This is a genomic window from Streptomyces violaceusniger Tu 4113, assembly GCF_000147815.2.
GTDB classification, from domain to species: Bacteria; Actinomycetota; Actinomycetes; order Streptomycetales; family Streptomycetaceae; genus Streptomyces; species Streptomyces violaceusniger_A.
In genome coordinates this window covers 6292432-6310745 of sequence record NC_015957.1, presented here as the reverse complement: position 1 = coordinate 6310745, position 18314 = coordinate 6292432, and the positions used below count along the sequence as shown (strand labels likewise).

The 18314-nt window shown below is 69.3% G+C and carries 12 protein-coding genes; 11 read left to right on the top strand and 1 reads right to left on the bottom strand.

What is annotated here, in order from left to right:
* Positions 1-383: 383 nt before the first annotated feature.
* On the bottom strand, positions 384-812 hold the full coding sequence (gene tnpA, locus STRVI_RS25600) for an IS200/IS605 family transposase (protein WP_014058534.1): 429 nt from the start codon (positions 810-812) through the stop codon (positions 384-386).
* A gap of 23 nt (positions 813-835) precedes the next feature.
* Here tnpA and STRVI_RS25595 point away from each other — a divergent pair, with 23 nt between their 5' ends.
* The 11 genes from STRVI_RS25595 to STRVI_RS25545 all read left to right on the top strand — a co-directional run bounded on the left by STRVI_RS25595 (position 836) and on the right by STRVI_RS25545 (position 18311).
* The gene (locus STRVI_RS25595) at positions 836-2116 is read left to right on the top strand and encodes an RNA-guided endonuclease InsQ/TnpB family protein (RefSeq protein WP_014058533.1); all 1281 of its coding nucleotides are present in this window, start codon (positions 836-838) and stop codon (positions 2114-2116) included.
* A gap of 687 nt (positions 2117-2803) precedes the next feature.
* The gene (locus STRVI_RS25590) at positions 2804-4651 is read left to right on the top strand and encodes a phage tail sheath family protein (protein ID WP_014058532.1); all 1848 of its coding nucleotides are present in this window, start codon (positions 2804-2806) and stop codon (positions 4649-4651) included.
* A gap of 7 nt (positions 4652-4658) precedes the next feature.
* Positions 4659-5183, top strand: coding sequence for a phage tail protein (locus STRVI_RS25585; RefSeq protein ID WP_014058531.1), 525 nt, complete (start codon positions 4659-4661; stop codon positions 5181-5183).
* Positions 5184-5206: 23 nt separating this feature from the next.
* Positions 5207-6079, top strand: coding sequence for a hypothetical protein (locus tag STRVI_RS25580; protein ID WP_014058530.1), 873 nt, complete (start codon positions 5207-5209; stop codon positions 6077-6079).
* The gene (locus STRVI_RS25575) at positions 6072-6815 is read left to right on the top strand and encodes a hypothetical protein (protein ID WP_014058529.1); all 744 of its coding nucleotides are present in this window, start codon (positions 6072-6074) and stop codon (positions 6813-6815) included. The genes STRVI_RS25580 and STRVI_RS25575 overlap by 8 nt, the downstream gene beginning before the upstream one ends.
* A 4-nt stretch (positions 6816-6819) precedes the next feature.
* Positions 6820-7737: a DUF4255 domain-containing protein gene (locus STRVI_RS25570; RefSeq protein WP_014058528.1), complete on the top strand. Its 918-nt coding sequence runs from the start codon at positions 6820-6822 to the stop codon at positions 7735-7737.
* Positions 7738-7745: 8 nt separating this feature from the next.
* Entirely contained in the window at positions 7746-10052 is a 2307-nt protein-coding gene (locus STRVI_RS25565; protein ID WP_014058527.1) for an ATP-binding protein, read from the top strand.
* Positions 10043-10336: a hypothetical protein gene (locus tag STRVI_RS25560; protein ID WP_014058526.1), complete on the top strand. Its 294-nt coding sequence runs from the start codon at positions 10043-10045 to the stop codon at positions 10334-10336. The genes STRVI_RS25565 and STRVI_RS25560 overlap by 10 nt, the downstream gene beginning before the upstream one ends.
* Positions 10333-16881 (top strand): eCIS core domain-containing protein, encoded by a 6549-nt coding sequence (locus tag STRVI_RS25555; RefSeq protein WP_014058525.1) that lies wholly within the window; start codon positions 10333-10335, stop codon positions 16879-16881. The genes STRVI_RS25560 and STRVI_RS25555 overlap by 4 nt, the downstream gene beginning before the upstream one ends.
* 36 nt (positions 16882-16917) lie before the next feature.
* Positions 16918-17628, top strand: a complete 711-nt coding sequence (locus STRVI_RS52160; RefSeq protein ID WP_014058524.1) for a hypothetical protein — start codon at positions 16918-16920, stop codon at positions 17626-17628.
* Positions 17625-18311, top strand: a complete 687-nt coding sequence (locus STRVI_RS25545; protein WP_014058523.1) for a hypothetical protein — start codon at positions 17625-17627, stop codon at positions 18309-18311. Before STRVI_RS52160 ends, STRVI_RS25545 begins: the two co-directional genes overlap by 4 nt.
* Positions 18312-18314 lie beyond the last annotated feature (3 nt).

Below are 18314 nucleotides of genomic sequence, written 5' to 3'. Positions count from 1 at the left end.
TGCACGCGTGAGCGTGGGGGGTTACGGGCGCGTGCGGGGGAGGGCGGCGGTCGCGCGACAACGTGCCATGGGCCGCGGATCGTTCGCGGCCCATGGCACGTTCACCGTGCGTCCGCCCTCTGTGCTTCTACACGCATGTAGAAGGATAAGGGTGTGCGCCTCCTTGAGATGGCCATCTCCGTGCGTTGGCGGCGGAAGTCCGAAAATGATCACTCGGCGGGCCGGGCGGAGTGCCGTTCGGCGGGGGCGTCTTCGTTCAGGGTGTGGGCCACGCGTTCTACCTCTGATCTTGGCCAGTGCTCCGCCCTTCAGGGCGGGGGTGAAGGCCATCCTTGGGCCGTAGGCGCGGAGCGCCGGAGGGCTCTGTGCCTGCGTGGTGACGGTCAGACGGGGCGCTGCTGGTCCTCGATGTACTGCTTGACAACGGTCAGGGGTGCCCCGCCGCACGATCCGGCGAAGTAGGAACCGGACCAGAAGTGTCCGCCCCACAGGTACCGGCGGACATGGCTGTCGTACTCCTGGCGGAGCCGCCGGGAGCTGACGCCCTTGAGGGAGTTGACCAGCTTGGAAAGCTGCACCTTCGGCGGGTAGTGCACGAGCAGGTGCACATGGTCCTGTTCTCCGTTGAACTGTTTCAGCTCGGCTTCGAAGTCGGCGCAGACCTCCCGCATGATCTCTTCGGTGCGGGTCAGCATGGCGTCGCTGAACGCCTTCCGCCTGTACTTAGTGACGAAAACCAAGTGAACGTGCAGGTTGTAGACAACATGGCGACCGGTTCTGACATCGGGATGAGGGTTCCAACGCGGTGACATAAACCAATGCTAGGTTCTCGATTGTGAGTCAAGGCACCCTGGTCAAGCGGCAGTTCGTGCACCGTGCCCGGCTTGCGCTGTCATCTGCCGGGGTGTTGGAGACCGATGGCCAGGCGCACGCGGCCCGCACCATGTGGAACCTGCTACATGCCTGGTGGCAGATGATGCCGAAGGAAAAACGGACTCTCGCCAACGCGGACGCCGCGATCCGGCAGGCTCGCGAGGACATCGGCTTTCTCGCCGTTCTGCCCGCGCAGGCCGCGCAAGCGGTACTCAAGACGTACTTCCAGGCGTGGAAGAACTGCTGGGACGGCCGCGCCGGCGCCCCCAACTTCAAGGGCCGGTTCCGCACGGTGATGTCCGTGGACATCCCGCAGGGCCGGGACCTGAACATCGTCCGCGTGCACCGCCGCTGGGGCATGGCCAACATTCCCAAGGTGGGCCGGGTCCGATTCCGGTGGACCAAGGACCTGCCCGTGGGCAAGCACGCAGGCGCGGAGAAGCGGATCACCGGGGCCCGGCTGATCAAGGACGCCCTCGGCTGGCACATCGCCTTCCGCGTCCAGACCCTTCAGGGCAAGCCCGAGCCCCACCAAGGGCCGGACATCGGCATCGACGTGGGCGTCAGTGTGCCCATCGCCCTCTCAGACGGTGAGAGGTACGAGCACAGCGAGTGGCTGACCGGCAACGAGAAGGGCAGGCTCCTGCACTTGGAGCAGCGCGCCGCGCGGCGTAAGCAGTGCCGCAAGCCCGGCGAGCCAACCAGCCGCCGACTGCACCACACCTACGGCCAGATCGCAGGACTCCGCGCGAAAGCCAAGCGTAGGGCCTTGGACTGGCAGCATCAGACGACCACCGCCATTGCCCGCACATACGGCACGGTCGTGGTCGAAGCACTCACCATCACGAACATGATCAAGTCCGCCAAGGGAACGGTCGAAGAGCCGGGGAAGAACGTTGCCCAGAAATCTGGGCTGAACCGCTCCATCAGCGGGGAAGCATGGGGCCGCACGGTCGCCATGCTGGCGTACAAGACCGCCCAGCACGGCGGCACCCTGGTCAAGGTCCCCGCCCCCGGCACCTCCCGGCGCTGCTCCGCCTGCGGCCACACCACGCCCGGCAGCCGGGAGTCCCAGGCCGTGTTCGTCTGCAAGAACCCGGACTGCGGCTGGTCAGGCAACGCCGACTACAACGCAGCCCGCAACGTCTTGCACCTGTACCGGATGGGCCGCGCGCTCATCCCGGCTGCCGGGAGGGCAGTCGTCAGGCGCGCGAAGCGCGTCAAGCCCGCTGCCGCAAGGTAAGCAGGAATCTCCCGGCTTCAACCGGGAGAGCACTTCAAGGAACCGACGGCTTTCCCGTCACCCTGCTGCCCCTCGGGCGTCGCGGCGAATGCTCAGCCGACCGGCCTGGCTGGACGGGCGCGCGGTCCTCGCGCCGTCGCCCCTCGCCCGCGACTGAAGACCTTGCCCACGGCTGAGGGCCTCGTACGCGACTGAGGAACTTGCCCAGGACTGAGGGCCTCGCGCACGGCTGACGCCCTGGTCACCAGGCGTACGGCCCGCGGGCGCGGGTGTGATAACGCCCGGAGGGTGGGACCGCAAAACGGCGCGCCGCACCGTTCACCTTTTCGGCTCGTTCTCGTCGTCCGAGCGCTCCGGCCGGAATTTTGTGATCACGAATTGCCGGGAGCGTTCGCGCACGGTAATAGCTTGGTCAACTTTGTGGAGACCACAAAACGATCTAGTAATTCGCCGTGAAAGAGATGACCGGATCAATGCCTTGACCGGAATCATGCCGGGCGCGGAGACTCAAAGCGCACTCACGCATCAGGAGCCGCAAGCGACGTTCCGAATCCTGCGATACCGGTTTCGCGGGGGCGTGCGACCGGGGGAAGTGTAAGGAGATAGTGTGCGCACGGCGGAAAATCCGTGCGCGTGACCTTCACTTCCCCTCCTCATCTCTTGATGCGCGAAGAGAATGGAGGGGGAATGCCGACGCCCGCGGGCTATCCCGGTGTCTACATCGAAGAGCTTCCGAGCAGCGTCCGTACCATCGTCTCGGTCACCACCTCGGTGACCGCGTTCGTGGGCCACACCCGGCGGGGCCCGCTGAACACCCCGGTGCGCATCACCAGTTTCGCCGACTTCGAGCGCCGTTTCGGGGGGCTGACCTCGCAGAGCGCGGTCGGCTACGCGGTGCACCAGTTCTTCGGCAACGGCGGCACCGTGGCGGTCGTCGTCCGCGTGACCAAGGCCGGCACCGGCAAGGCCGCCTGTGTCACCCTCGACTCCACCGAGGGCCACAGCGAATGCCCGGTGCTGGAGGTGCACGCCAAGGAGCCCGGCCACTGGGGCTCGGGCCTGCGGCTGGCCGTCGACTACGACACGCCGTGCCCGGAGGAGACCTTCAACCTCCATGTGCTCGACGCCCGGGGCACCTCCCGGGAGTCCTTCGCCAACCTGTCCATGGACCCCGCCCACGGCCGCCACGCCGAGACCGTGATCAACGCCGGGTCGGCGCTGATCCGGGTCAAGGCCGTCGGCGAGGGCCGGCCGGACCCGTCCGGCACGGTCTCCAAGCCGTTCGCGGGCGAACTCCCCGATCTGGCCGTCGAGCTGACGGTCAAGATCGGCGAGGTGGAGCGGTCGTTCACCCTGTACGACCCGGACTGCGACGGCGAGGCTCCGTGCGACGTCACCGAGCTGGCCCTGCTCCTGGAGCGCAAGCTGCGCGCCCTTCCCGACGCGCCCGGTAAGCACGCCTTCGCGGGCACCGAGGTCACCGCCTTCGGCCGCCGCCTCCAGGTCGTCGCCGGCTCCATCGACCCCGACGACGTGGTGCGCTTCCTGGGCGAATGTGCCAATGACCTCGGCCTGGAGGCATCGGTCAACCCGCCCGTCTTCCCGCTGTCCGGCGGCGAGGACGGCGCCCCGCCCGGCCCCCGCGACCTCATCGGCAGCGAGGCGGACAAGACCGGCCTGCAGGCGCTGCGCGACATCGAGGACGTCAACCTGCTGTCGCTGCCCGAGCTCGCCGGGTACGAGTCCGTCGGCGACATGGTCACCGTGCTGTCGGCGGCCGACCGGCTGTGCCGGGAGCGGCGGATCTTCCTGCTCGTCGACGCGCCCTCCGCCTGGGGCAGCGTGGACGCGGCTCGCGCCGGGATCGGCGCCTTCGAGCCGGTCCGCAGCGACCACGCCGCGCTGTACTTCCCGCAGTTGCGGCTCACCGACCCGCTCACCGGGCGGCTGCGCGCTTTCCCGCCCTCCGGGGCACTCGCGGGCGTCATCGCCCGCACGGATGGCGAGCGCGGCGTGTGGAAGGCACCGGCCGGGACCGAGGCGCGGCTGGCCGGGGTGTACTCGCTCGGCGTCCAGCTCACCGACCGCGAGAACGGACTGCTCAACCCGCTGGGCATCAACTGCCTGCGCACCTTCCCGGTGGTGGGCCCGCTGGTCTGGGGCGCCCGTACGCTGCGGGGCGCCGACGCGCTCGACAGCGAATGGAAGTACGTCCCGGTACGGCGGCTGGCGCTGCATATCGAGGAGAGCCTGCGCCGCGGACTGCAATGGGTCGTTTTCGAACCCAATACCGAGCAGTTGTGGCAGCAGATCCGGCTGAACGCCTCCGGCTATCTGCACACGCTGTTCGAGAAGGGCGCGTTCAAGGGCGGCACTCCGCGTCAGGCGTACTTCGTCAAGTGCGACAAGGACACGACGACGGACGAGGACATCGCCAACGGCATCGTGAATGTCGTGGTCGGTATTGCGCCGGTCAAGCCCGCGGAGTTCGTGATCGTCAAGATCCAGCAGATGGCCGGACAGTTCGAGATTTAGGAATGTGATGGCTGAGTTCCAGGTCAACGCCCATCGCTTCGACCCGTACAAGAACTTTAAGTTTCTGGTCCTCTGGGACGGTCGTACGGTCGCGGGCATCAGCAAAATCAGTCCGCTGAAGCGCACCACCGAGGTCGTCAAGCACCGCAACGGCGGCGACCCCAGCTCGCCCCGCAAGTCCCCGGGCCGGTCCGAGTTCGAGGGGATCACCCTGGAGCGCGGCGTCACCCACGACCCCGAGTTCGACCGCTGGGCCAACAAGGTCTGGCAGGTCGGCGCGGGGCTCGGCGCCGAGGTCTCGCTCGCCGACTTCCGCAAGGACATCGTCATCCAGGTCCTCAACGAGGCGGGCCAGGTCGCCGTCTCGCACAAGCTCTACCGGACCTGGCCGAGCGAGTACCAGGTGCTCGGCGAGCTGGACGCCAACGCCAACGCGGTCGCGATCCAGAGCCTGAAGCTGGAGTGCGAGGGCTGGGAGCGGGACTACGAGGTGCCGGAGCCGGAAGAGCCCTCGTTCACCCACCCCGCGTAGGCGGGAAGCGGACGGCCTGAGAGATGGGGAACACGGGGCCCGCGGAGCTGCTGGCCATCTGGGAGGCGGGGCTGGCGCACCACGGCCCCGGCCGCGCCCTGCTGCTGCACCGGGCGGCCCGCCCGGAGTCCGCCGCGGACGAACTGCGGTCGCTGCCGGTGGGCGAGCGCGAGGCGGACCTGTACGCCCTGCGGCGCGCGCTGTTCGGCGAGCGGATGCAGATCCGGGCCGAATGCGGTGCGTGCGGCGAGGCCATGGAGTTCGACCTCGACGCCCGCGACCTGGGGGTGCGCCCGCGGGAGCGGGACGGGCCGCTCCGGGTGGAGGAGGGCGAGTGGACGGTCGAGTTCCGGCTGCCCACCGTCGCCGACCTCGAAGCGGCCGCGCATGCGGTGGCCGGAGCGGGCGGTCGTGCGGTGGGCGACTGGGGCGGGCCCGGGGACGGACTCCCGGGTGAGGACATGGACGGGGGCGGGCCCGTGGGCGCGGACGGTGGCGACGCCGCCGAGGCGTCCACGGCCGCGGCCCGCGCCCGGCGGGCCCTGCTCGCCCGTTGCCTTGTCTCCGTACACCGTGCGGGACAGCCCGTCCCGGCCGACCGCCTCCCGGTGGCCGCACTGCCCGAGCCGGTGCAACGGAAGCTCGCCGAGGCCGCCGAACACGCCGACCCGGCGGCCGATGTGACACTCAACGCCGCCTGCCCCGAATGCGGTGAGGCCACCCGGGCCGAGCTGGATATCGCCTCCTACCTGTGGGCCGAACTCGACCACTGGGCACGGGACCTGCTCCTCGATGTCCACCTGCTGGCCACCGCATACGGCTGGACCGAGCCTCAGATCCTGGCGCTCAGCCCGCTGCGGCGCCGTTACTACCTGGAGCTGTGCGCAGATGGCTGACTTCTTCGACCGGCTGCTCGCGCGGCATGCCCCCGTGCCCGCGCCCGGGCCGGCGGCGGGCGGCGGTGCCGGCGACCGCCCGGTCCGGGCCCGGCCGCGGCTGCCCGGCCCCTACGAGCGGATCGAGGCGCTGGGGGGAGAACAGCCGCTGCCGGAGGAGCCCGCACCCGCTCGGTTGGCCCCGCCACCCGCGGCCGACCGCCACCAGGAGGTGATCCGGCACGAGCGCGAGGTCAGGACCGACCGGCACACCGTCGTCCGCGCCGAGCCCACTCCGTACGAAGACGTGGAGCGGTACGCCGAACTCCCGTCCCCGGCACCGCTGTTGCTCCCCAGCACCCAGATCACCGTCAGGCCGCAACCGGCCGCCCCCGACACCCCGGCCACCCGGCGGGGCGACACGGCGTCCCCGGCACCCGACGCCGCACCGGCCGCCGCCGGGCCCCGGCCCGGCCCGCCGTCCGGCGGCGTGTGGCCCGCGGTGGCCGCCGCGCCACTGCCGCCCCGCGCGGCCGACGCCGCCATGGGCCGGGATGCCGCGCGGCTCCCCGCCGGGCGGCGCCGCGGCCGAACCGCCCAGCGCACGGTGCATGTCCAGATCGGGCGGCTGGAGGTCACCGCCACCGCCCCGCCCGGCGCCGACCGCGCCGCTGCCGCCCGCCCAGGACCAGCGGGACGGCGCGCACCCTCGCTGAGCCTGGACGACTACCTGGCACGCGGCGAGAGGAGGGACTGACACCATGAGCAACGGACTCGCGTTCGCGACCGTCACCCAGGCCCTCGCGCTGCTGATCGCGAACAATCTGCGGCCCGAGATCGACATCGCGGTCACGGTGGACACCCGCAGGCCCCCGACGGAGCCGCCCACCGAACCGACCATCAACATCTTCCTCTACCAGGTCACCCCGAACGCCTCCATGCGCGCCACCGACCTGCCCACCCGGGCCTCGGACGGCACGCTGCTCAAGCGACCGGCCGCGGCGATGGATCTGCACTACCTGATCAGCGCGTACGGGGAGGAATCCGAGCTGGTCGGGCAGCGCCTGATCGGCAGCGTGGTGCGCACCCTGCACGAGATACCGATGCTGCCGAAGGACGTGATCGAGGAGGCCGCCCGGCGCCCGTATCTGGCGGGCAGCGACCTGGCCGAGTCGGTGCAGCGGGTGCGCTTCACACCGACGCAGATGGACGTGGACGAGACCTCCAAGCTCTGGGGGATGCTCTACCAGACCCCGTATGTGCTGTCGGTCTGCTACCAGGGCTCGTTGGTCCTGATCGAGGGGCGCGAGCAGCCGGTCCCGGCGAAGCCGGTGGAACGGCCCACGGTGCGGGTGCTGCCCTTCGGCGCGCCGGGAGCGCCGGAACCACCCACTCTGCCGGGGGAGGAGCCGGAGCGGTCCGAGGAGCCCGCCCGGGCGGAGGCGACGGCGGAGAACGAGACGGCGGCCTCCGCGCAGCCCGCCAAGAAGCGTCCCGCCGCCGCGAAGACAGCCGCCGCCAAGACCGCTGCCGCCAAGACCGCCAAAGCCGCCGCCACCAAGTCGGCCGCGAGCAAAACCACCAAGACCGCCGCCGCCAAGTCGGCCGCCTCGCCCGCCCGTACGCGCAAGGCCACGCCCCGGCGCCGCGGTGGGCGCTCCGAGGACACGGAGAGCTAAGGCACGTGATGGGGGAGAAGGGGGTGGACGACAGCATGGGTACGCGGGACGGCCACGCATCGGCGGCCGCCGATGCCGTCGCGGACGGGGACTCCGTCGCGGACGGGGACTCCATCGAGGCGGAGGACGGTCAGGCCCTGGCCGCCGCCGTTCAGGCCGTGCTGGCCCGCGTCGACGCCCACGCGCGCCGCGCCACCTCCAACGGCTCCCGGCCCGGCGCCTCCCGCTCCGGCGGCGCCGCAACCCGCGATGCCGCCACCACCGACGAGCCCACCAACCCCGCCGATGACGGCCATACGCCTCAACGGACCAGGTCCCAGGCGACGACCACGGGGCCCGCACCCGACAAGGCCCGTTCCGACGGGCACCGTACGCACAGCCCCTCCGCGGCCTTGGACGACGCCACTGCCCCCGCCACCGCCGCCCAGCCGCCCCCCACAGGAGCCCGCGAGCAGCACACCGCCCCCCACCCCGCCCCCGCCCGGAGGGCGATCTCCGGCCCCGCCACCCTCGACGCGCTCGTGGCCTGCTTCGGCCTCAGCACCTTCGAGCGCCAGCTCGTCCTGCTGGCGGCGGCCGCCGAACTGGACCCCACCGCCGCCGCCCGGTGCGCCGCCGCCAGCGGCGACCCGACGCGTACGTACCCCACCTTCTCGCTCGCCCTCGCCGCGCTCGACGAGCCGCACTGGAGCGCGCTCACCCCCGTGTCCCCGCTCCGCCGCTGGCGGTTGACGGAGCTGGACGACGAGACCCGGCTCACCACCTCCCGGCTGCGGATCGACGAGCGCATCCTGCACTTCCTGGCCGGATCGCCCTACCTCGACGCCCGGTTGCACGGGCTGCTGCGCCGTGCGCAGGCCCCGCGGACGCTGCCCGCCTCGTACGGCCGGGCGGCGGACCGGGTGGCCGCGGGCTGGAACGAGTCCCGCCCGGAGGCCCCGCTGCGCGTGGAACTCGTCGGCGGTGACCTCACCACCCGTACCGACATCGCCGCCACGGCCGCCCGCCGCACCGGACTCGCCCTGTACGCCATGGCCTCGGACGACGTCCCCACCGACGCGGCCGAACGCGACCGCCTCGCCCGCCTCTGGCAGCGCGAGGCCGTCCTGCTGCCCGCGGCGCTCCTGCTGGAGGTCGGCGAGATGGACCGGGAACAGACGGCCGCCACCGACGCGTTCATCGACGCCGCCGCCGTGCCCCTCGTCGTCTCCAGCCCGGACCCGCGCCCGACCGGCCGCCCGCGCGGTGAGCGCGTCACCGTGCCCGGGCTGGGCGACACCGAACAACTCGCCCTCTGGGCGGACGCTTTCGCCGACATCCCGCGGATCCAGGAGGGCCACCTGCGGTCGCTGGTCGCCCAGTTCCAGCTCCCGCCCCATGTCATCCGCTCGGCGGCCGCCGCCGTACGCCGTGACCTCCCCGACGCGGACACGGGCGCTGACACGGACGCGCTCGACCCCACCGAACTCGCCTGGCGCGCCGGGCTCATCGAGGCGCGCATCGGCCTGGACGAGCTGGGCCGGCGGATCGAACCCGAGGCCGCCTGGGACGATCTGGTGCTCGCCGGCCACCAGTCGCGGATCCTGCGCGAGGTCGTCGCCCATGTGCGGCAGCGCGCCACCGTCCACCAGGAGTGGGGCTTCGCCGCGACACTCCGCCGGGGCCTCGGCGTCACCGCCCTGTTCGCGGGCGGCTCCGGCACCGGCAAGACCCTCGCCGCCGAGGTGATGGCCAAGGAGCTGGGCCTGGACCTCTTCCTCATCGACCTCTCCCAGGTGGTCAGCAAATACATCGGCGAGACCGAGAAGAACCTGCGCAAGGTCTTCGACGCCGCCGAGCGCGGTGGCGCACTGCTTCTCTTCGACGAGGCGGACGCGCTGTTCGGCAAGCGCAGCGAGGTCAAGGACAGCCACGACCGGTACGCCAACCTGGAGGTCAGCTATCTGCTGATGCGCATGGAGGCGTACCGGGGCCTGGCCATCCTCACCACCAACATGAAGAAGGCCCTCGACCCGGCCTTCATGCGCCGGATCCGCTTCGTCGTCGACTTCCCCTTCCCCGGTGAGAGCGAGCGCGCCGAGATCTGGCGCCGGGTGCTCCCCGCCCAGGCTCCGATGAAGGACATCGACCCCCAGCGCCTCGCCCAACTCACCGTGGCGGGCGGCTCGATCCGCAACATCGCGCTCTCGGGCGCCTTCCTCGCCGCCGAGGAGGGCGACCGCCTTCAGATGCGCCACATGCTGGCGGCGGCGCGCACCGAGTACCAGAAGCTGGACCGTTCGCTCACGCCCTCGGAGGTCCACGGATGGGTCTGAACGATCAACCGCGTGCGGTCCGTGTGGACATCGGCGAGCTGGCGCTGTCCGGCTTCGGCGCCGGGATCGACCCGGACCGGGTCTCGGTCGCGTTCCAGACGGAGCTGGCCCGGCTGGTGCGGGAGCGCGGCGTACCCCTGGCTGCGGCCGGGGACGGCACGGCGATCGAGACCCTGTCCGACCTGCCCCCGCTCCCCGCCACCACCTCCCCGGCCCGGCTGGGCGAGGCCCTGGCCCGGGCCGTGCACGCGGGCCTGTCCGGAAGGGGGCGGGAGGGGGCATGAGCAACACACCGTCCGCCGCCCAGGACGACCGCGCGTCCCAGTCCGCCAAGCGCCGCAAGCGCAAGGAGCGGACCGGCAAGGCCCGTGCGCCCGAGCCGAAGGACATCGTCAGCGGTGCGGGACAGCCCCTGGACCCGAGCGTCCGGCGCGACCTCGAGGAACAGCTCGGCCACGACCTCGGCCAGGTCCGCCTGCACACCGACCGCGACGCCGGCCATCTCACCGAACTGCTGGGCGCGGACGCGGTGGCGGTCGGCCAGGACATCTTCTTCCGCGAGCACACCTACCGCCCCGGCACGACGGAAGGCCGGCGCCTCCTCGCCCACGAACTGCTGCACACCGTCCAGAACCCCCATGGCCTCGGCACCTTGCGCGCGGGCCGCGACCTGGGCGCGGTGAGCCTCCCGCAGGACGCGATGGAGCGCGAGGCGGAGGGCACGGCGCAGGAACTGGTCCGCGGCGGGCAACCGGAAGCGGGCGTGGCGTCGGAGAAGTCCGCGACCCCGGGCTGGCTCCGCTACGCCACGGTCGACGCCGACCGCAACCGCATGGAGAAGCTCGACCCGGCGACGCTGGTCGACCGCCTTGCCAACGGCGTGATCCGCTCCCTGCGCGGCGACCCCGAGGACCGCTCCAAGCGCACCCGTATGCAACTGGCGCGGATGCCGGACGAGGTGCAGGACGCCGTCCTCGACCGCCTGGAGACCAGGCTGCTCAGCTCGGAGCACGAGCGGGTGCTCGACTTCGTCGACGAGATCGAGGCGGACGACGACCTGGAGCGGGAGTCGCTGGCCGCTCCGGACGTCGAGCCGGACCCGGTCGAGGAGCTGCTGTTCGAGCGCGAGACGGGGCGGCGGAGGGCGGAAGAGCGGCGCGAGGAGGAGCAGCGCCCCGCGCCTGCGCCGGGCCCGGAGAAGGACCAGCCCGCCGCGGAGGGCGCTCCCGGCAGTACGCCGCAGAACGGCGGGGGCGCTTCCGGGAAAGAGGGCCAGGGCGGGAGCCAGGCGCAGAGGCCGGGCGCCGACGCGGGGCGCGAGGGCGGAAGCCCCGCGTCGGGTGGGAAGTCCGGCGATTCGGCCTCGGCCGCCGCGCCCCAGTCCCAGGCCCAGCAGCCGCCGTCGTCCTCTTCCTCGTCCTCGGGTGGGAAGTCCGAGGGCTCCGAGAAGGGCAAGGACGCCAAGGACGGCAAGGCAGGGGGCGAGGGGAAGGAAGGGCAGGACCAGCAGGGTGCCGCGACGCCGAGCAAGGAGGAGTCGGCGGCCAAGAACCGTCCGGGCGCGGCCGATGCGCTCGTGGCGGGCCAGCAGTTGAAGCAGCAGGACAAGCGGGGCGCGGACAAACCCACGGGTTCGCCGACGGTGTCCGGCAAGGACACCCAGTCGCCCGGCGCGTTCTCCACCCTCGACGGCGTCCGCGCCCAGGACGTCGACGGCCCGGAGGAGCGGGCCGAGGAGGATCCGTTCGGCTCGGGCAGTGAGTCGGAGGTCGAGGTCGGGGGCGCGGAGAAGAGCGCCTGGGACGTCAAGCTCCAGCCGGAGGACTTCCTGCCGGAGCAGGACCTCGATGTGTCCGGCGTACCGACCGCGGACACGCTCGACCCTGCCTCGTCCGCCACCCCTCCCGTCCCGTCGTTCCCCGCCCCACCGGTGACCAAGGCCGACAAGGTGCAGGCCGAACGGGACGCGGAGGACGCCGAGGACGAGGCGGCGGACGCCGAACCCGAGGAGGACGCCGCCGACTCGGCCGCCGATACCGAGCCGTCGGCGGAGGCGGACGACGGCGCGGCGGCGGCAGGCGGCGGGCTTGGCGATCTCGACGGTCTGGCCGTGGAGCAGGCCGCCGAGAGCCGACCGGGACCGGCCGCGAGCCGGGACCCGAAGAGCGGCGCCGACCCCAAGGACGGGCCCGTCGTCGCCCAGACGACGGTGCAGGAGGCAGCGGGCAGGTCGGAGGACGGCAGCGAAGCCACGGAACAGGCCGCAAAGGAGGAGAAGGGCACACCCGCGGCGGGTGACACCTCCGGCGGTGCGCAGGAGAAGGCGTCCCAGCAGGCGGTGGGCGGTCAGGCGGCGCAGGAGCCCGCGGCCAAGGCGGAACAGAAGAAGGCGGACGCGGAGCCGGCGGCCAAGAGCGAACCCACGGCGGACGCCAATTCCCCCTCACCCGCACGGGACACCCAGGTCACGGGCGGATCCAACGCGGATACGCCCGGCGGGGCGAGCAGCGGGGCGCAGAGCGAGCAGAGCGGGCCGGCGGAGCGTACGGAGGCCCCGGCGGCGGAGGCCGCACCGCCCGCCCCGGAACCCAAGAAGACCGCCGAGCCCGAGCAGACCGCCGAGCCCACGGCCGCGCCCCCGAAGGAGACACCGGCGCCCAAGGCCGCCCCGGGGGCAAAGTCCTCGGCGCCCAAGTCGGCACCGTCCGCCAACACACCAGGCGGCGGCGGTGGCGGCGGATCCCGAGCCGGTGGCGGGGGAGGTGGCGGCGGCAAGGCGTCCGCCCCGGCCAAGGGCAAGAAGAAGGACTCCGGCCCGGCCCCGAACCTCTCCCAGGTGTCCCCGGAAGCGGGCCTGTCCACCGCCTCGAAGCTCAAGCCCCATGTGGCGCTGCAGGCCATGCCCGGTGTGAGCGGCTCGGTGGACCGTACCGTCGGCGACGAACACAAGGCGCTCGCCGCCTCCCCGCCCTCGATGCAACGCCCGGCGGGCGCCCCGCAGACCCTCCAGGGCAAGCCGGCAACCGACGCCCCGGCCCAGTACTCGCAGGATCCGGCCCAGAAGTCCGAGGCGCCGGAGAAGGAAGACGCCGAGGTCACGGGCGCCAAGGAGCCCGAGGGGCAGATCGAGGCGGAGAAGGCCGAGGAGCCCGGCGGCTGGGACACCTTCAAGATGGCCCTGGGCTTCATCGGCGGCAAGATCGTGAACGGAGTGGCGAGCCTCTTCGGCGCGGACGAACCCGTAGTGGACCCGCAGGAGTTGGCCGCGAAGTTCGCCGGGCTGCCGACCAAGGACGAAGCGCTCAAGCAGGCCCAGGCGGGCAACGCGCCGGGCGTGCAGATGCAGGGCGACGCCGACCAGACGGCCGGTGAGCAGGGCTCCGCCGTCGACACCAAGGGCCAGGAGACCGTCGCGACGGGCCGCGACGACGCGGGCCGCGGGATGGGCGAGGACCAGGTCTATCCCGACGCGCCCAAGGAGCAGATGGCGGCCAAGGTCCCCGGGCAGGGGGGCGGCGGGGGCGGCGGTGCGCCCGGCGGCGGCGCGACGACGGGAGCCGTCCCTCCCGAGGCCGCGTCGGAAGTGGCCGAGCATGAACGCGGACCGCAGTTCCAGGCGGCGTTCACCGACGGCCAGAAGGGCATGTCCGAGGGGCGGCAGACCAAGGACCGCGACTTCCGGGACGGTCAGCAGAAGCACAAGAAGCAGGTCGACGCCGAGGTCGCGGGCAATACGAAGAGCCAGGCGAGCGAGCGCGAGAAGGCGATGACGGAGGTCACCGCCAAGCGCGCGGACTGGCGCACGGAGCAGGACAAGGAGCTCCAGTCGCTCGGCGACAAGAAGACCGAGCGCCACGAGAAGGTCCGCAAGGACGTCAAGGACAAGGAAGAGCAGACCGACAAGGACGTCGGCAAGGAGAAGGACGACAGCGACAAGAAGATCCAGGACAAGGGCGACCAGGCCGAACGGGACGCCGAGAAGAAGCGCGACGACAGCGCCCAGGAGTCGGGCAACTGGATCTCGAAAGCCTTCGAATGGATCAAGAACAAGGTCATCGAGATCAAGAACGCGATCGTCCGCGTCATCCGGGAGGCGCGGGACGCGGTCGTCAACTTCATCAAGAACTTCAAGGAGACCGTCGAGCGCTGGATCAACGACGCCCGCAAGGCGATCGTCGACGCGATCAAGAACTTCATCAATGACCTGATCGAGTTCGCCAAGGCGATGGTGCGCGCCGTCATCGACCTGGCGAAGCGCATCCGCAACTTCATCACCGGCCTGATCAACGCCGCGATCGCCCTGGTCAACAAGCTCGCCACCATGCTCAAGCAGGCCATCACCGACCTGCTGAACGCCCTTGGCAAGCTGCTGAGCAGCATCCTCGACGTCCTGAAGAAGATGCTGATGGACGTCGTCAAGGCCGTCGTGGACGCGGTCAAGGCGGTCCTGGACTTCGCCTCCAAACTGCTCGGCGCGCTCGGCGACTTCATGCTCATCGCTGTCGACTTCCTCACCGACCCGGGCGGGTGGCTGAGCGGCGCCAAGAACTCCGCGGTGGACGGCGCGAAGAACCACCTCTTCCGCGAGGTCAAGTCGGCCGTCAAGGACTGGTTCCAGTCCAAGATCGAGGAAATCATCGGCGTCCCGAAGGCGATCCTGGACAAGCTGTTCAAGGGCGGCTTCACCCTGGAGCAGATCGTCAAGGAGACGTGGGACGCGATCGTCCCTCAACTCCCCTTCATCATCGGTGAGATCGTCATCACCAAGGTCATCGCCAAGCTGATCCCGGGAGCGGGCTGGGTGATGGCCGTCATCGACGCCATCCGCACGGCCATCGGCTCGCTCGGCGCGATCCTGCGCGCGATGGGCGCGGTCCTCGACTGGCTGAAGGTCGTCCGCATGGGCGGTGCGGGCATCCTCTTCGCGAAGGCGGTCGCGGCGGGCATCGTGGCGCTCCTCGAATTGGCCTACCAGGCGCTGCTGTCGGGGATCGGCAAGTACGTCGCGAAGGTGGGCCGGCGCTTCAAGGCCATCGCGGCGAAGCTGGGCCGGGGCAAGGGTGGGAAGGGCGGAGCGGGTGGCAAGGGCGGTGCGGACGGGGAGGGCTCGGACGGCCGGGGCGGCAAGCCGAAGCCCGACGAGGAGCCCGAACAACCGACCTCACCGAAAGCAACGACGCGCCCGACGCCAACGGCCACGAAGCCGAAACCGGGTGCCGAACCGACGTCTAAGAAGCCGACTACGCAGCCGCAGTCCAAACCAACGAAGGCCGGAACCCCCGGCAAACCCGAGCCCACACCCGACGCCAAGACTCCGGCCCCCACGACGAAGGACAAGAACGGCAAGCCCAAGCCTGAGGAAGACCGCCCGGACACCCGCCCGACCCCATCCCCGAAACCCAAACCCAAGCCGGAACCCCCGGCAAAGCCGAAGCCCGAGCCGCAGACCAAGCCCAACCCCAAGGACGACAAAACCCCGGGCACCCCCAAGGACGACAAAGGCCCGGAGGATCGGCCGAAGAACGACGACAAGCCCTCAACCAAGGACCCCAAGGACCAGGACCCCACCAAGCCCAAGCCCGACAAGGACGACCCGAAGAAGCCCAAGCCGGACAAGGACGGCGACAAGCCAGGCCCCCGAAAGCCCAAACCCGACAAGGACGGCCCCGGCAGGCGACCGAACAAAAAGGGCCCCAAGGGCGACAACAAGGCCAGGCCCAAGCATGACAAGAACGACCACGAGCCCGGCAGGCCGAAGGGGACCAAGGCGAAGGAGGACAGGGAAAAGGAGGAGGACTCGAAGGACGCAAAGGAGGAACGTCTTGCACTGATAGTGGCGAAGATTCGAGAAATCCTTAAGGAACGCCTCGATCCCGGAATCGAATTCAGCACTCATAAAGCTCTTCTGGCCAGCCTGAGGAGGCATTACAGGCTGACCTCCCTCTATAAGCAGGGAGGGAAGGAGTTCACCGTTATTGCGGAGCTCAATCCTTCCCTGCCGGTGATACCGGGATACAGTACGTACGACACAGAGATCGACCACAGTAAGCCGGATCCTCCGCTGCCCAAGCCATACGCCCCGCCGAAACAGAACAACGTACTGGCTACCAACTTCACTGCCGAGGCGATCAACGAGTCATGGGCAGAACGTCGCGGAGAGAAGGCAGACAAGGCTAAAAAAGACCAACCCATCGGGTTCCGTTACATCGATAAGCATGATCTCAATTCAAACCCGAGCAACCTCTGGGTTCGACAGCATCTACTGACGCAACTTTTGGGTGGAACCGCTGATGGGCGAAACCTTGTTCCGGCGCGAAACACGGTCAACCAGAGCTTTAAGAATGAGGTTGAAAAACCGGCCGAGCAGTGGATTCGCTCCGGAAAAAACAAGATTGCCTGGTACGACGTCCAGGTGAGCTACCACTCTGGAAAACCTGAGGGGTTCCCGTCATTCCTCCGAACGGAATGGGGAGCCTACTATCCCGACTATGCGAAGAATGTCTGGGTTAAGGAAAAACAAGGGCGCGACTACAACGAGAAGTCAGGGTCGGAGCTCGAAATTCCTCCCCCCGGGGACAAGGTGTATGTTAATTACGACTCGGCGGCCCGAATGCGGAATATGTTGAACATCCCGAAGGGGATAGCCGAGGATATCGAGGACGTTGCCGAAGCCCACAATGAAAACATACCGGGAATGTCTGTCCTGCTCGAAGACCTAAAAACGATCAGGAGGATCAAGAGGCGCCGTAAGAAGGGTTGGGACAGGCATATTCGCAAGCTCATCCGGGCTGCTGCGGAAGGGCACCTCACTTTCGACAAGAAGTCCTAGCCCGCCACACCCGTGACCAGATAAGGGACCTGAGAAGTGCGCGAATATTCAGCGATCGAGTCGAACCTTTATGACTCCTTCGACAAACTGCTGAAATCCGATGTTCTGGAAATCGACTTCGAAAACGTCGGAACCTTCACAGATCCATCGACAGGGAAGTCATCGGAATTTGAAGTGCGACCCGAGTGGAAGGACGTGATTCTCGACCCTCGTCTCGACGAAGCCACCCCGTGGATTACCGAGCTGGCGTGTCGATGGCGATCAGTCGCCCGTAAGAAGACACCTGAGATTCACGGTGAGTTCCGTATTCGTAACATCTACGACGCGCTTCTGAGGCGCGCGCCCGATCTCGCTTGGGAAAAGGCATCTCGCGAAGAGAAGCAATTGGTCGCGGAGTTCCGCACGATCGATGACACACCCCGCTCGGGCGCGGGACTAATTACCGCAATCAGAGTGCAACCTCATGTTAATCCCCTTGAGGTCTGGTACTACGACAAGGATCTGAGTCGCTACCCGGGGCACCAGATTGATTATGTTCGCCTGGATATCGACTACGTGGAGTACATGAAGGTTCTTCCCATCACCAAGGGAACTTTCGGATGGCAGTACTTGTTCTCCGATATCTCCTTGAGCAGCCTTGGCACGCATGTCGCCACGAACCTTGAAGCCATGCTTGAGGTGTTCCCCACCACATTTCCTGAGTATGACTACACGCCTCTGCGTGAACGTTGGGAGGCCCGTCTATGACCCGCTACGCCGACATCCCCAAACCCATCCGCTCCGGAATAGTCCTGGTCGACCCCGACCGCGGCACCCCCCAACGCATCATCATCCTCCAGTTCAACCCCGACACCCTCGAACGCTCACTCTCACCCCAATCCGCCGGCGACCAAGCCGACAGCGGCGGAGGCGGCAGCGGAAGTGGGGACAAGAACGAGGCGCTCCGCCTCAAGGGGCCTGCCCAGGAGACGTGGAAGTTCACGGCGGAGATCGACGCGACCGATCAGTTCGAGGTGGCCGCGCCCGACGGGATACACCCGCAGCTCGCGACGCTCGAAATGCTCGTGCAGCCGACGACCGCCAAATTGCGTGAGGCCATGCGGCTGTCCAAGAAGGGGACCATCGAGATCAGCCCGATCGAGATGCCGTTGACCCTCTTCACCTGGGGCAGCAAGCGCGTCATGCCGGTCCGCATCACGGAACTCTCCATCAATGAATCGGCATTCGACGTCAACCTCAACCCCATCCGCGCCTCCCTCAGCATCGGGCTGAAGGTGCTCACCGTCAGCGACCTCCCCGTCGGCCACCGCGGGGCCGAGCTCTATCTCGCGCATCTCGCGCAGAAGGAGCGGCTCGCCGCGGCGGCGCGTGGGGGAGCGCTCAGCGCGTTGGGGTTGAACAGCGGGGACATCGGGCTGGGGAGGGTGTAGCAG

Coding starts and splice junctions, on each gene's coding strand:
- STRVI_RS25570 (WP_014058528.1), top strand. CDS start 6,820: ATGAGCAACGGACTCGCGTTCGCGACCGTCACCCAGGCCCTCGCGCTG.
- STRVI_RS25580 (WP_014058530.1), top strand. CDS start 5,207: ATGGGGAACACGGGGCCCGCGGAGCTGCTGGCCATCTGGGAGGCGGGG.
- STRVI_RS25565 (WP_014058527.1), top strand. CDS start 7,746: ATGGGGGAGAAGGGGGTGGACGACAGCATGGGTACGCGGGACGGCCAC.
- STRVI_RS25560 (WP_014058526.1), top strand. CDS start 10,043: ATGGGTCTGAACGATCAACCGCGTGCGGTCCGTGTGGACATCGGCGAG.
- STRVI_RS25555 (WP_014058525.1), top strand. CDS start 10,333: ATGAGCAACACACCGTCCGCCGCCCAGGACGACCGCGCGTCCCAGTCC.
- STRVI_RS25590 (WP_014058532.1), top strand. CDS start 2,804: ATGCCGACGCCCGCGGGCTATCCCGGTGTCTACATCGAAGAGCTTCCG.
- STRVI_RS25575 (WP_014058529.1), top strand. CDS start 6,072: ATGGCTGACTTCTTCGACCGGCTGCTCGCGCGGCATGCCCCCGTGCCC.
- STRVI_RS25545 (WP_014058523.1), top strand. CDS start 17,625: ATGACCCGCTACGCCGACATCCCCAAACCCATCCGCTCCGGAATAGTC.
- STRVI_RS25585 (WP_014058531.1), top strand. CDS start 4,659: ATGGCTGAGTTCCAGGTCAACGCCCATCGCTTCGACCCGTACAAGAAC.
- tnpA (WP_014058534.1), bottom strand. CDS start 812: ATGTCACCGCGTTGGAACCCTCATCCCGATGTCAGAACCGGTCGCCAT.